Annotated in this window: 12 protein-coding genes; 11 read left to right on the top strand and 1 reads right to left on the bottom strand. The window is 63.8% G+C overall.

What is annotated here, in order from left to right; all coding sequences use genetic code 11:
* Positions 1 to 47 precede the first annotated feature (47 nt).
* The 3 genes from PCS43_RS15140 to PCS43_RS15130 all read left to right on the top strand — a co-directional run bounded on the left by PCS43_RS15140 (position 48) and on the right by PCS43_RS15130 (position 4,538).
* Positions 48 to 779, top strand: a complete 732-nt coding sequence (locus tag PCS43_RS15140; RefSeq protein ID WP_003940192.1) for an enoyl-CoA hydratase — start codon at positions 48 to 50, stop codon at positions 777 to 779.
* Between the two features lie 62 nt (positions 780 to 841).
* A complete protein-coding gene (locus PCS43_RS15135) occupies positions 842 to 1,957 on the top strand; it encodes an MBL fold metallo-hydrolase (protein ID WP_007727770.1) in 1,116 nt (371 codons plus the stop codon).
* 76 nt (positions 1,958 to 2,033) lie between these two features.
* Entirely contained in the window at positions 2,034 to 4,538 is a 2,505-nt protein-coding gene (locus PCS43_RS15130) for a cation-translocating P-type ATPase (RefSeq protein WP_003940410.1), read from the top strand.
* Between the two features lie 6 nt (positions 4,539 to 4,544).
* Here the strand turns inward: PCS43_RS15130 and PCS43_RS15125 are convergent, their stop codons facing one another.
* On the bottom strand, positions 4,545 to 5,687 hold the full coding sequence (locus tag PCS43_RS15125; protein ID WP_073512682.1) for a GGDEF domain-containing protein: 1,143 nt from the start codon (positions 5,685 to 5,687) through the stop codon (positions 4,545 to 4,547).
* 180 nt (positions 5,688 to 5,867) lie between these two features.
* Between PCS43_RS15125 and PCS43_RS15120 the strand changes: the two genes are divergently transcribed.
* The 8 genes from PCS43_RS15120 (at position 5,868) to PCS43_RS15085 (ending at position 13,635) form a co-directional block, all read left to right on the top strand.
* Complete coding sequence (locus PCS43_RS15120) at positions 5,868 to 6,059, top strand: antitoxin (protein ID WP_003940164.1); 192 nt, start codon at positions 5,868 to 5,870, stop codon at positions 6,057 to 6,059.
* A 121-nt stretch (positions 6,060 to 6,180) separates the two neighbouring features.
* The gene (locus tag PCS43_RS15115) at positions 6,181 to 7,824 is read left to right on the top strand and encodes a Na+/H+ antiporter (RefSeq protein ID WP_073512683.1); all 1,644 of its coding nucleotides are present in this window, start codon (positions 6,181 to 6,183) and stop codon (positions 7,822 to 7,824) included.
* 15 nt (positions 7,825 to 7,839) lie between these two features.
* The gene (locus PCS43_RS15110; RefSeq protein WP_073512684.1) at positions 7,840 to 9,057 is read left to right on the top strand and encodes a lipase family protein; all 1,218 of its coding nucleotides are present in this window, start codon (positions 7,840 to 7,842) and stop codon (positions 9,055 to 9,057) included.
* A gap of 4 nt (positions 9,058 to 9,061) precedes the next feature.
* Positions 9,062 to 9,448 (top strand): MmcQ/YjbR family DNA-binding protein, encoded by a 387-nt coding sequence (locus PCS43_RS15105; protein ID WP_007727762.1) that lies wholly within the window; start codon positions 9,062 to 9,064, stop codon positions 9,446 to 9,448.
* On the top strand, positions 9,445 to 10,662 hold the full coding sequence (locus PCS43_RS15100) for a sensor histidine kinase (RefSeq protein ID WP_030534943.1): 1,218 nt from the start codon (positions 9,445 to 9,447) through the stop codon (positions 10,660 to 10,662). Before PCS43_RS15105 ends, PCS43_RS15100 begins: the two co-directional genes overlap by 4 nt.
* 51 nt (positions 10,663 to 10,713) lie before the next feature.
* Positions 10,714 to 11,505 (top strand): LytR/AlgR family response regulator transcription factor, encoded by a 792-nt coding sequence (locus tag PCS43_RS15095; protein ID WP_209909627.1) that lies wholly within the window; start codon positions 10,714 to 10,716, stop codon positions 11,503 to 11,505.
* Complete coding sequence (locus tag PCS43_RS15090; protein WP_003939880.1) at positions 11,502 to 11,873, top strand: membrane protein; 372 nt, start codon at positions 11,502 to 11,504, stop codon at positions 11,871 to 11,873. Before PCS43_RS15095 ends, PCS43_RS15090 begins: the two co-directional genes overlap by 4 nt.
* A gap of 10 nt (positions 11,874 to 11,883) precedes the next feature.
* Positions 11,884 to 13,635, top strand: a complete 1,752-nt coding sequence (locus PCS43_RS15085; protein ID WP_037128497.1) for a sodium/solute symporter — start codon at positions 11,884 to 11,886, stop codon at positions 13,633 to 13,635.
* Positions 13,636 to 13,644: the final 9 nt, after the last annotated feature.

Here is a 13,644-nt window from a genome sequence, read left to right as displayed (position 1 = left end):
TCGGAACATCCCTGTGTCGAGCCTTCCAGAAACGAAAGTGAGCGGACATGATCGGGTTCTCCCGTGACGGCAACGTCGTGACCATCGAGTTGCAGCGTCACGAGCGTCGTAATGCGCTCAGCGCGGAACTCTGCATCGCAATACGGGACGCGATGAACGCGGCGGTAGCCGAGCACGCGCATGTCGTCGTCATCACCGGTGAGGGATCGGCGTTCTGTGCAGGCGCGGACCTTTCCGGCGACGTCTACATGGAGGGCTTCACCGATCGCCTGTTCGAGATGCTTCGCTCTATCGACACGGCGCCCATCCCCGTCATCGCTGCCGTCAACGGTCCGGCCATCGGCGCGGGCACGCAACTGGCCATCGCGTCGGATCTTCGCGTCGTAGCGCCGAGCGCTCGCTTCGGAATCCCGGCCGCCACCCTCGGTGTCTCGGTGGACAAGTGGACGATGCGTCGGCTCGCGTCGCTGGTCGGCGGCGGTCCCGCGCGCACCATTTTGCTCGGCATCGAACAGATCGGCGCCGAAGAAGCCTTCACTCGCGGCCTCGCCAACAAAATCGGAACCCTCGACGACGCTCAGGAATGGGCACACCGCATCGCGAATCTCGCACCGCTGTCGTTGCGGCACATGAAGATGGTTCTGAACGACGACGGCACCATGGAGGAGCAGTCTCCCGAGCAGCTCGACGCGCTTCACGCCGCCTGGCTCAGCGAGGACGTCCAGGAAGCCCGCGCTGCCCGCATCGAGAACCGCCCTCCCGTATTCAAGGGTAAGTAAAGCTGGTTGCAGGGAAAACAGGCGCCGGGCACGCAGGGCAGATAGTGGCTACGCTCGTCTGAATGAAGAAGACGACGGTTCTCGGAGTTGCTGCTGTTGCCGCGGCGACGGGGTGGGTGGCGCGAGCCGCATGGGGCATCCCGACGCAGATCGGGGCCTCGCGAAACACGGTGCAACCGTATGCGGCGATGTCCCCGCGATACCGGGACCGCCAGTTCCACAACTCGGAGCCCAGCAGCACACTGGTTCCGGGCACCGATGTCGGAATGTTCAAGTCGATGGCCACGCGAGGGTCGACGGGTCGGCCGCGTCGGCCGATTCCGTTGGCCACTCCGCTGGCACCGGCGGCAGCCGGCGACGCGGCGGTGACGTGGTACGGCCATTCGAGTGTTCTCGTCGAGGTCGACGGCTACCGCGTTCTCGCCGATCCGGTGTGGAGTGAACGCGTATCACCCTCGGCCACAGTAGGTCCCGCGCGCATGCACCCCACTCCGGTGGCTTTGACCGAACTGCCTGCAGTGGATGCGATAGTCATCTCTCACGATCACTACGACCATCTCGACATGGCTACGGTCAAGACCCTGACTCGTACACAGACCGCTCCGTTCGTCGTGCCGATCGGTATCGGGGCTCACCTGCGGCACTGGAAGGTGCCCGAGAACCGGATCGTGGAATTGGACTGGGACGAGTCGACAAAAATCGACGACCTGGTCCTCACGTGCACGGAGGCTCGTCACTTCTCCGGTCGTGGCCTCGTCCGGAACACGACGCAGTGGGCGTCGTGGGTATTCGCCGGGCCGAAGCACCGGGTCTTCTTCGGTGGTGACAGCGGATACACATCGCGTTTCGAACAGCTGGGTGAAACCTATGGGCCTTTCGATCTGACGCTTCTCCCCGTCGGTGCGTACGACGTGCGCTGGCCGGACATCCACATGAATCCGGAAGAGGCAGTGCAGACGCACATCGACCTCAACAAGGGCGACGGGTCGCGCGGTGTCTTCGTCCCGATTCACTGGGCGACGTTCAACCTCGCGTTTCACTCGTGGTCGGAGCCGATCATTCGCCTCGACGAGTCGGCTGCAGATGCGGGCACAACAGTGTCGGTCCCGATGCCGGGCGGCAGGATCGACGCGTTGTCACCGACACCGCCATCGAAGTGGTGGATACCGCTGGGCTGAGCGGCGAAGTGTCGCGGACGTGGTTGCCTGTCGAGTCGCACCCTGATTAGTTGCTCCGGGTGCGTAATCTTTGACCATGGCTCACGAGCACACCAGTTCAGAAGAGACAGCAGTGGCGGTAGCGCCTGAGCGATTGCCGGACGACGTCGACGTCGCCCGCGGTCTGACCGCCGATCAGGTTGCAGCAAGGATCGCGTCGGGACAAACCAACGATGTACCGGACCGGGCGTCCCGCTCGGTCAAGGACATCATTCGCGGCAACGTCTTCACTCGCATCAACGCGATCCTGACCGTGTTGTTGGTGATCGTGCTCGCGACGGGTTCGATCATCGACGGCATGTTCGGACTGCTGATCATCGCGAACAGCGGTATCGGCATCATCCAGGAGATCCGCGCCAAGCGCACGCTCGACGCTCTGGCCATCGTGAGTCAGGCCAAGCCCATGGTCAGGCGTGACGGCGTCGCCGTGGCGATGGCGCCCAAAGATGTTGTGCTCGACGATATTATCGAACTCGGATCCGGTGACCAGATAGTCGTCGACGGTGAGGTGGTCAGTTCGGCTGCACTCGAGGTCGACGAATCGCTGCTCACCGGTGAGGCCGATCCGGTTCACAAGGCGAGTGGCCAGCAAGTGTTGTCGGGCAGTTTTGTTGCCGCGGGCAGCGGTGCATACCGCGCCACCAAGGTCGGCGGCGATGCATACGCGGCCAAGCTGGCCGAAGAGGCGAGCAAGTTCACCCTCGTGCATTCCGAACTGCGCAGCGGCATCGACAAGATCCTGAAGTTCATCACCTACCTGATGATTCCGGCGGGTGCGCTGATCATCTTCAATCAGCTCTTCACGATCGGCCTGCCGATCCGACCGGCACTCAACGGCATGGTGGCAGCTCTGGTTCCGATGGTTCCCGAAGGCCTTGTGCTCATGACGTCCATTGCATTTGCGGTCGGTGTGATCCGGTTGGGCAAGCGCCAGTGCCTCGTTCAGGAGTTGCCGGCGATCGAGGGTCTGGCTCGTGTCGACGTGGTGTGCGCGGACAAGACCGGAACGCTGACCGAGAACGGTATGCGGCTGTCCGAGGTCGACGTCGCACCGGGTGGATCGGGGGAGACTGCGGTCAAGTCCGCGTTGAGCGCGATGGCCGCGTCCGACCCTCGCCCCAACGCGAGTGTCCTGGCGATTCGCGAGTCTCTCTCCGACGACTCCGGGTGGGGCGAAGCGACAGCGGTGGCGCCGTTCTCCTCGGCGAAGAAGTGGAGCGGCCAGTCGTACGGCAGTCACGGCAACTGGGTACTCGGTGCCCCGGACGTGCTGCTCGATCCCGACTCGGAAATGGCCCGCAAGGCCGAGGAAGTGGGTTCGAGCGGACTTCGTGTCCTCATGCTCGGCAGCAGCGACCTCCCCGTCGACGACGCCGACGCCCCTGGCACCGTCACCCCCGAAGCTCTGGTCGTGCTCGAGCAGAAAGTGCGCCCGGACGCCCAGGAGACGTTGGAGTACTTCGCCAGCCAGAAGGTCGCGGTCAAGGTCATTTCCGGCGACAACGCGGTTTCCGTCGGCGCCGTTGCCGGATCCCTCGGACTCGAAGGCGGCGACCGTCCCATCGACGCGCGAGAGCTGCCGAGCGATCAGGAAAAGCTGGCGGACACTCTCGACGGAGCAACGACGTTCGGTCGAGTGCGACCGGATCAGAAGCGGGAAATGGTCGCGGCCTTGCAGTCTCGCGGACATACCGTCGCGATGACCGGTGACGGCGTCAACGACGTGCTCGCCCTCAAGGACGCCGACATCGGAGTCTCGATGGGTTCGGGCAGCCCGGCTACCCGAGCCGTGGCCCAGATCGTGCTGCTGGACAACAAGTTCGCGACGCTCCCGTACGTCGTCGCGGAAGGCCGCCGAGTGATCGGCAACATCGAGCGTGTGTCGAATCTGTTCCTGACCAAGACCGTCTACTCGGTGGTGCTTGCGTTCCTGATCGGCATCACCGGCGTCCTGTCCCAGGTCTTCGACTTCGAACCGCTGCCGTACCCGTTCCTGCCCCGCCACGTCACGATCGCAGCGTGGTTCACGATCGGTATCCCGGCCTTCATCTTGTCTCTGGCACCCAACAACGAGCGCGCGCGAACCGGTTTCGTCTCGCGCGTGATGCGTCTGGCGTTGCCGTCGGGCCTGATCATCGGCATCACCACGTTCATCTCCTACGTATTGGCTTACCAAGGCCCGGACCAGACGGAAACCCAGAAGATCCAGGCCGGAACCAGTGCGCTCATCACGTTGATCATGATCGCCGTGTGGGTTCTGGCCGTCGTGGCTCGGCCGTACGTCTGGTGGAAGCTCGTTCTGATCGGCGGGTCGGTGGCCGGATACCTCATCCTGTTCGCGCTGCCGTTCACCCGCGAGTTCTTCAAACTGGATCCGAGCAACGTCGCTGCGACGACGCTCGCGATCACCCTCGGCGCGATCGGCGTTGTACTCGTGGAACTCTCGTGGTGGATCAGCGCACGCCTGCACGGGGAGAAACGAAAGATGTTCGCGACACCCGACGACCTGCCCGGCGAGCATCACCATGCCCACAGTGAGTGAGTAGTTTCAGCGCCTGAACATCTGCACCCAGGCAATGCGATCGCCGCCGCGCTTCTTGGCTCGGTACATCGCATTGTCTGCGTGCTCGATCAGTTCGTTTACAGCTCGATCCGGTAAGCCCGTCTCGGGACTCAGATAGACGCTGACGCCGGTACTGGCGGACACAGGATAGGGATCGGAGTCGGACGAGACCGCCGAATGTATCTCGGTGGCGACCCGCTCGATATCTCCTCGATCGACTCCGCGCAGGACGACGAACTCGTCTCCACCGATTCGAGCCACCACCGCATCGGGTCCGGCGGCAGCGAGGAGGCGGTCGGCGACAGCGGTCAACGCGTCGTCGCCCGCGACGTGGCCGTGTGTGTCGTTGAGGTTTTTGAACGAGTCGACGTCGATGAGTAGTGCGATCAGAGCCTGCGTTCGATCACTGCGCAGCAGATGCTGTGCCTCGTCCTGGAGTCCGCGGCGATTGAGTGTCGCGGTGAGGTAGTCCCAGTGGGCGTTGCGTGCGTCGTCGGTCAGGCGCAGCCAGACGATCTGCAGAATCCATGCGGTGGAGAAAACCACACCGGCAACCATCAGATAGAGATTCACGACCACCCAGTCGTCGTTGACCGGCTCGGACATCGCCATGGCAGCGAGCGTCGTGCAGACAGCAAGAGCCCAACCGATGTGGCTGATGGCAACGCGAGGGCTGTGAACTATCGCCGCATAGAAGCCGATCATGATGAACAAGATGCAGCCGATGGTTCCGACGAAAGCGGTGCGCACGGCGAAGAAGAGAGTGACGGCGAGCCACAGGTCGGCCCAGACGACAAAGGCCACGGATTGTCGCCAAGTTGGCCACGATTCATTACGCGCCCAGCGGTAGCCCGCATAGGCGCCACTGATAGTTCCGAGGGCGAAGATCGACCGCGCCAGGGCGGTGTCGGAACCGAAGCGGCTCAACTGCATGGTCGCCGCGATCAGGGCGAAGAGAAAACACCACACCGCGACTAATTTGCGTCCGGGAACGGTCAGCCCGCGAGTGTCGAGGAATCGGGGGAGCCAGGTGTAATCGGTGCGATCCGACCACCACCGGGACAGCAGTTCACGCGTGGGGTAGGGGTCGCTCCCCGTCCCGCGCAGTCCTGCATTCAAACCGGGCACCTGTCGATGTCGATGGGTGGTCAATCAGCTATTGGCGGGTTAACGCTACCTCAAGTTGCGCACGGCTCGAACGCACGGACCTGCTTTCTGGCGCAGAGGCCGTCGACCTGTGAGAATCGAAGGGCGCGGAGGAACGATTCCGCCGAAGGATGTGCGTCAGCACCGGGAGAGGACACGGACATGGGTTTCTTGGACAACGTCAAGGGATTGGTCGAAAAGGGCCAGGAGCTCGCAGCGGAGAACTCCGACAAGGTTCACGACGCTATCGACAAGGTCGCCGACATCGCCGACGACAAGACCGGCAACAAGTACGGCGATCAGATCGACAAGGCAGCTGAGGCCGCCAAGAAGGCTGTTCCCGAAAAGCAGTAATACCGGATTCGGCATACCGTTTTTCGGTAGCACCGTTGCTCAGGGGCCCGTCACCGAAAAGGTTGCGGGCTTCTGTGCGTCCGCTGGGTGAACTCCCAGGGTCGGCGGGCAGAATGAACGCGTGAACTTCACCTGGATTCTGCTGGTCGTCATTGCCGCCATCGCAGTCACCGGGCTGTCCAATCGACGAAACCTGCAGGCTCCGCTGGTTTTGGTGACGGTAGGTTCGGTCGCATCCTTCATACCCGGTATGCCGCGGCCGGAACTCGATCCCCACGTCATTCTCGGTGTGGTCCTGCCGCCGCTTCTCTACTCGGCCGCTCTGAAATTCTCGGTGGCGACCTTCAAACGCAACTTGGCCCCGATCTTGCGCCTCGGCGTCGGAATGGTGTTGGTGACGGCGTTCGTGGTTGCCTTCTTCTCCGAATGGATGGTGCCCGAGTTCACGATCGGCGCCGCCCTGGTGCTCGGGGCCGTGATCGCGCCGACCGACGCCGTCAGCGCGGTGGCGGTCGGTCAGAAGCTCGGGCTCCCGAAACGGGTGATCGCCATCCTGACGGGCGAGGGGCTCGTCAACGACGCCACCGCGCTCACGCTCTTCACCGTCGCCGTCGCAGCAGTGACCGGAACGCGAATTGCCACCGATTCGCCCCTGTTGTTCTTCGCGTACGAAGTGATCGGCGGCGTTGTCGTCGGCTTGGTGCTCGCGTTTGTCGTCAAGTTCGTTCGTGCCCGCATGTACGACTCTCCACTGGAAACCGGCTTGGGGTTGGTGCTTCCGTTCGCTGCCTACCTGGCCGCCGAAGAACTACACGCGTCCGGTGTTCTGGCCGTTGTGGTCGCTGGTCTGGTGATCGGGCACTATTCGACGGACGCGTCGATCATGACGCGATTGCAGGAGCGCTCGGTGTGGTCGAGCCTGGACACTCTTCTCGAGATGTTCGTCTTCGCGTACATGGGGCTCCAGCTGAGCTTCGTGATCGACGATGTTGTCGCCGACGGACTTCCGGTGCTTCACGTGTTCGCGTACGGTCTCGCAGTCCTGGCCGTTGTCATCGTGATTCGGCCGGTGTGGCTGTTCCTGAGCTACTCGCGTGTGCGATTCGGTGTAACCCTGCGCCGTGATCGCGAGAATCAACTGACGTGGAAACAGAATCTGGTGGTCTCGTGGGCGGGAATGCGCGGCGTCGTCACTCTTGCTGCGGCCGGCGGTATCCCGTTTGCACTCTCGTCCGGCGAGCCGTTCCCCGGACGCGGCGTCATCCAGGCGATCGCGTTCATCGTCGCGGTCGGGACATTGCTCATCCAGGGATCTACCTTGCCGTTCATGATCCGTCGCCTCGACGTCGCGGATCCTTACGAGCAGTTGCGCACGCAGGAACAGATGGAGTTGGCCCGCAACATTTCTCGCAAGGCGGGAGAGAAGGCGTTGGCAGACGCGGCCGCGCACCCTCCGCCGGGGATCGACGGGAAGGAACTGCAGGCGAGCGTCGAACGCGTACGCCGCTCGATGCAGGCGAGGCTTCAACTCCAGGAGGTCGACGAGGACGCCGATCGCGAGGCCGCCTTGTGGAATGCGGGAGCGCTCTTCGACAAATTCCGGCATCAATCCCTTCGCTCGCAACGAGTCGCACTGATCGCCGCGCGCGACGACGGAGATCTCGACGACGAGGTATTGCGTACCGTATTGGAAGGACTCGACATCGAAGAGGCCGCAGCCGAGGAACGTGTCAGGCGTCGCCGAGCAGGCAGCGCGGGCAAATAGAGGGGAACACTGCGTATGACGGTTCGGAGTTCGAGGGTTCGCGCAGGCTGGGGAGTCGTGGTGGCGAGCGCACTTCTCGTGAGCGTCGGCTGCGGATCGGATGCCTCGCCAGATGTCTCTGTCACCGACAACGCAACCACGACGACCCCGCCGGCCGAGAGCAGCGCGCAACGCGGCGTCGTGTTCGACAGTGAACCCTTCACCAGCACAGCCGAAGTGGCGGCGTCCGGAGCGAGCGCGGTGAAAATCCTGTACGGCTCCACCTCCGGTATCGACGGCCGGGAGACCCAGGTATCGGGAACCGTGTTCACACCGCCTGGAACGCCGCCGGAGGGCGGTTGGCCGATCGTCTCCATCGGCCATGGCACGACGGGTATTTCGGACGACTGTGCGCCGTCGGCCTCGCCGACCCTCTTCGGCACGATCGGCCTGGTCGCGCCGTTCCTCGACTCGGGATACGTGGTCGCTGTATCCGACTTCGAGGGCCTCGGCACTCCGGACCCGCATCCTTACCTGCAACCGGACACCGCGGCGTTCAACGTCATCGACGCGGTTCGAGCGGCGCGCAACGTCGTTCCGGACACCTCGACTCGTTGGGCAACTCTGGGGCTGTCCCAAGGCGGGCAGGCATCCTGGGCGGCAGCCGAGGAAGCCGACACCTACGGCGACGGACTCGAATTCGTCGGTGCAGCAAACCTGTCCCCGGCAGCGGACATCTCGCCGATCATCTCGAGTGATTCCGAGGTGAATCTGTCACTGCCTCAGCAACTGCTGCTGCCCTATGTACTCGAAGGGCTGTCCCTCACCCATCCGGACCTCGAACGAACCGACTACGTGCGCGGCGCATTCGAGCAGAACTACGACCTGCTCACCTCGTGCCTGACCTCTCGGGCGACGGAGAAGTTGGGTCTGGTCGGAAAGGTGACGCCCGCCGACACGCGGCCGGCTACCGCCGAGGATGCGGACCGAATTCACGCGTGGCTCAGCGACGTTGCTCTTCCCCGTCAACGCGCGAGCGGTCCGATGTACGTAGTCGTCGGTACCAATGACAACCTGATCCGTCCGGAATGGACCGAGGCGGCAGTCGAACGCGCCTGCGCCGACGGTGACGTCATCGAATTCCAGGCGCGACCGGGTGAAGGTCATGCGGACGGCGCCGCTGTGCCGGGAGCTGTCGCGTGGGTGAAGGATCGATTTGCAGGTGTTCCGGCACCGAATACCTGCGGGTCGTGAATCGATGACGCCGTTGGAGCGAATCCGCGCTCTTGCACTGGCATTGCCGGAGGCGACCGAGCGGGTCAGCCACGGTGAAGCGTCGTGGTTCGTGCGCAAGGCGCCGCAGTTCGTCACCATGGCAGATCACCACCACGACGATCGCGTCGCGATCTGGGCCGCGGCCCCACCTGGGGCGCAGGCAGATTGGGTCAGTCGTGACCCGTCGAGGTTCTTCGTCCCTCCGTACGTGGGTGGCCGGGGATGGATCGGCGTGTACCTCGACGTTCCGAGTGCCGACGAGACCGAGGACGAGAAATTCTGGAACGACGTAGCCGACGTCGTCGAAGATGCGTACCGCACGGTGGCTCCGAAAACACTGATACGGAAACTGGACGAGGACTCGCCTTGAGTCCGGCCGTGGTCGCGCTTCTCAGCGTGCTGATTCTCGCAGTGGCCGGGGCGCTGACGGCTGTGTGGATGCGCACCAGACGTGAGGTGACCACCCCCACCGAACGTGCAGTCCATGCCGCTCTCCACACGGCTTCGCTTGCCGCGCGGCCACTTCGGCGTGGACTCGACGAGAATTCGGCCGCCGAGGCGGCGCCTCACCTACGCGAGCTGACCGGCGGCTCCGGTCTGGGCCTGGCAGACGCGTCGGGAAACCTGTTGGCGTGGGACGGCCGTCACGAAGCGTTGTCCGAACAATTTCATGACGCCGCCATTCGTGCGATCGAAGGCGAACGCCGGGTACTCGTCACGCACTCGGACCTGGTGCGCGGACCGAGCGATCACCATGTGCGAGCGCTGATCGCTCAGCCCCTGCTGATCGAGGACATCGGCGTGGTCGGCGTACTGGGAATCGTCACCAGCGAGGACCCGTGGCCGGGAATGCTCGGAGCGGTCACCGAGGTGGCACGATATGCCTGCAGTCAGATCGAACTCGCCGACCTCGACGCGTCCAGAGCCCTGTTGGATCGAGCCGAAGTGCGTGCCCTGCGCGCACAGATCAGTCCTCATTTCATCTACAACGCGCTCAACACGGTCGCATCGTTTGTTCGAACCGATCCGGCGCGGGCCAGAGAACTGATCCTCGAGTTCGCGGACTTCACGCGGTACTCGTTCCGATCTGCGGGTGAGTTCACCCTGCTTGCCGACGAGCTGCGCAACATCGATCGTTACCTGACCCTCGAACGCGCGCGATTCGGGGAGGCTCTGAACGTCCGCCTTCAGATAGCACCCGAAGTGCTCAACGTGGTTCTTCCTTTCCTTGCCCTCCAGCCGCTGGTCGAGAACGCGGTTCGTCACGGCATTTCGAGTAAGCCGGAGGGCGGGACCGTGAGCATCGTGGCTGCGGACGAGGGACCGGACTGCATCATCAGCGTCGAGGACGACGGTGTGGGGATGGACCCCGAACTACTGCGCTCCGGTTCGCTCGACGCCATCGAGTCGGGATCGGGGCGACCCAGCGCACGAGAAGCTGCTCACGTCGGTTTGGCCAACGTCGACGACAGACTTCGTGCCGCGTTCGGCAACGACTACGGACTCGTGGTGGAGACAGCGCCGGGTGCCGGTACGAAGGTCAGCATGCGTGTTCCCAAGTTCAAGCAGGGTATTCACGTCTGATTCTCGCCTTCGATGATCAGGCTGAAACCGTCGTGGGAACATGGACCTGTTGTGAACGAGACTGACACTGATGCCCAGCTGACCGTCCTTGCCGTCGACGACGAGAAACCAGCCCTCGACGAGCTGGCCTTCTTGCTGCGCGCCGAGGACTCGGTGGCGCACGTTCACACGGCATCGGATGCGACGACAGCGTTGCGGATACTGCGCGGTAAAAGCATCGACGCGGTGTTTCTCGACATCAACATGCCCGGACTCGACGGTCTCGAACTGGCCGGCATCCTCTCCAATTTCGCGACGCCACCGCCCGTGGTGTTCGTGACAGCGCACGACGATCGAGCGGTTGACGCATTCGATCTCGGCGCCGTCGACTACCTACTCAAACCGCTCCGGGAGGAGCGTCTCGCTCAGGCCGTTCAGCGGATCGTGGGGCTGGCCGGGCGCACCAAGAGTGAGAGCAAACTCGAAGCTGCGCCCACGGACGAGGTGATCCCGGTGGAACTGGGCGGTGTCACGACGCTCGTTCAGCGTTCCTCGGTGGAGTGGGTGGAAGCCGACGGGGACTACGCGCGTTTGCACACCGCTGGAAAGTCGCACCTGGTGCGCATCCCGATCTCGACGCTCGAATCACGCTGGGCCGACGCGGGCTTCTTGCGTGTGCACCGCTCCTACCTGGTGTCGCTGGCGCTGGTCACCGGCATCCGAACAGTAGGCAGTGGATTGGTGGTCTGTTTGCGCCCGCACGGTGACAAACCTCCCGTCGAGCTTCCGGTCAGTCGCAGACACACCCGTGAACTCAAGGATCGACTGGTTCGTGCGCCCAAGCAGAGTTGGTTGTCGCGGTGACGTCGCAGTCCGATCCTCCGCAGCGTGAGCGCGTTGTGTTGGCGCAACGTAGTGGCGCACGGATCGTGCGAACACGGGTGGAGGTGCAGGAACAGACCGAAGTCGGTGACGCCATGATCCGCGGTCTCGTTCGCGCGCAGTTGGGACTGGCGATTCGCCTTGCCGTCGTGGCAGCCGGGCTCCTGTGTGCGGTGCCGCTGCTGACGCATCTCTTCCCGACGCTGTCGGAGGTCGCGGTCCTTGGCATCCGGTTGCCCTGGCTCGTGATGGGCGGCGCCGTGTATCCCTTGCTGTTGACGACCGGTTGGGTGTTCGTGCGTCGTGCGGAGCGAAACGAGCAGGACTTCAACGACATCGTGGACGACTGAGCGCGGCACTGTGGGAGGACAACCTATCCCGGTGTTGACGGTGCTCGGCATCGTGGCAGCAGCTGTCGCGACGGTGGCTATCGGAATCTACGGCGTTCGGCTCGCTCGTACCACCTCGGACTTTCTCGTCGCGTCCAGAACCGTCAGTGCGCGGTGGAATGCGACGGCCATCTCCGGCGAGTACCTCTCTGCTGCTTCGTTTCTCGGTGTTGCGGGGCTGGTCGCCAAGTACGGCGCCGACGCACTCTGGTATCCCATCGGCTTCACCGCCGGATACCTCGCCCTGCTGCTGTTCGTCGCAGCGCCGCTTCGGCGTTCCGGTGCGTATACCGTCCCCGATTTCGCCGAGTTCCGTCTCGGCTCACCGCGATTGCGCAAGCTCGCGATGCTCGTGGTCGCGATGGTGTGCATCCTGTACCTGATCCCGCAGTTCCAAGGCGCGGGACTGACGCTCAATATCTTGCTCGGGGTTCCCAGTTGGATCGGCGGCGTAGCGGTCGGGGTCATCGTCATCGCCAACGTCGTCGGCGGCGGGATGCGCTCGATCACCTTCGTTCAGGCCTTCCAGTACTGGCTGAAACTGACTGCCGTCGCGATTCCCGCTGTGGCACTGACCTTCTACTTCTTCGGCGATCACCACGACGTCGGCGCGTCGATGCCGCCGACGGTCACCACTGCGACGACCGTCGACATCACCACCGACGTCGTCGTCCAGGTGTCCGAGCCGGTGACGGTCAGCGGCGGCACAGTCGACGGGCGAGCGGTCGAAGGCACGATGACCCTGGGGCCGGGGGAGCACACTCTCGGTGAAGGCATGTCCATGGTCCTCGACGCGGGAGCCGCCGTCCCTGTCGTCGCCGGAGCGCCCGCGCAGAACTCTGACTGGATCACCCCGGGTTGGGGTTTCGGTGGGCCGCACCCGATGTACCAGGTGTACTCGCTGATGCTCGCGACCTTCCTCGGAACGCTCGGCCTTCCTCATGTTCTCGTCCGGTTTTACACCAACCCCGACGGCCGGGCAGCCCGTCTGACGTCGCTCGCCGTTGTCGGTCTGGTCAGCGTGTTCTACCTGTTTCCGACACTCCTCGGCGTCTTCGCTCGCCTGTACGTTCCGCAACTTCTGATCACCGGCACCTCCGACGCGGCGGTGCTGCTGCTGCCGGGCTCGGTGTTCTCGGGGTGGGGCGGACAACTGCTGGCAGCCCTCGTCGCGTCCGGTGCCATTGCCGCCTTCTTGTCGACGTCATCCGGATTGCTCGTCAGCATCGCGGGCGTCGTCAGTACCGACGTTCTCCGTGGGCGAGTTCGAGACTTCCGTATTGCAGCGCTACTGGCCGGGGTCGTTCCTCTCGTGCTTTCGCTGGCGGTGGTGTCGGTCGACCTCTCGAGAACCGTCGGTTTGGTGTTCGCAGTCGCTGCGTCGACGCTCTGCCCACTGCTCGTATTGGGTATCTGGTGGCGCGGTCTGACTGCCGTCGGCGCGGGGGCGGGGATGGTTGTCGGTGGATGTGTTGCGGGCACTGCCGCTACTGTCGCCGTCCTGGGTGGTTTGTCGGAGGACGTCCTCGGTGGCTGGCCGGCAGCCATTTTCGCGTTCCCGGCCGCGGTGAGCGTGCCGCTGGCGTTCCTCACGATGATCGTCGTGAGCAAGGTGTCGTCGAAGCAGATACCGGCAGATATTGCGCGAATCTTCACGCGGATGCACGCCCCGGAACGTCTCGGAATGGGCTCCGATCGCGAAGACGATCTCCGCCGACCCTGACTTTCACCG

This window comes from Rhodococcus sp. C-2, from assembly GCF_027854095.1.
Classification (GTDB): Bacteria; Actinomycetota; Actinomycetes; order Mycobacteriales; family Mycobacteriaceae; genus Rhodococcus_F; species Rhodococcus_F qingshengii.
The sequence above is the reverse complement of the archived record's forward strand: the minus strand, read 5'-3'. Positions and strand labels throughout refer to the sequence as shown.

Excerpts from the sequence above, each read along its gene's own strand:
- PCS43_RS15140 (WP_003940192.1), top strand. The coding sequence starts at position 48 with ATGATCGGGTTCTCCCGTGACGGCAACGTCGTGACCATCGAGTTGCAG.
- PCS43_RS15135 (WP_007727770.1), top strand. The coding sequence starts at position 842 with ATGAAGAAGACGACGGTTCTCGGAGTTGCTGCTGTTGCCGCGGCGACG.
- PCS43_RS15130 (WP_003940410.1), top strand. The coding sequence starts at position 2,034 with ATGGCTCACGAGCACACCAGTTCAGAAGAGACAGCAGTGGCGGTAGCG.
- PCS43_RS15120 (WP_003940164.1), top strand. The coding sequence starts at position 5,868 with ATGGGTTTCTTGGACAACGTCAAGGGATTGGTCGAAAAGGGCCAGGAG.
- PCS43_RS15110 (WP_073512684.1), top strand. The coding sequence starts at position 7,840 with ATGACGGTTCGGAGTTCGAGGGTTCGCGCAGGCTGGGGAGTCGTGGTG.
- PCS43_RS15105 (WP_007727762.1), top strand. The coding sequence starts at position 9,062 with ATGACGCCGTTGGAGCGAATCCGCGCTCTTGCACTGGCATTGCCGGAG.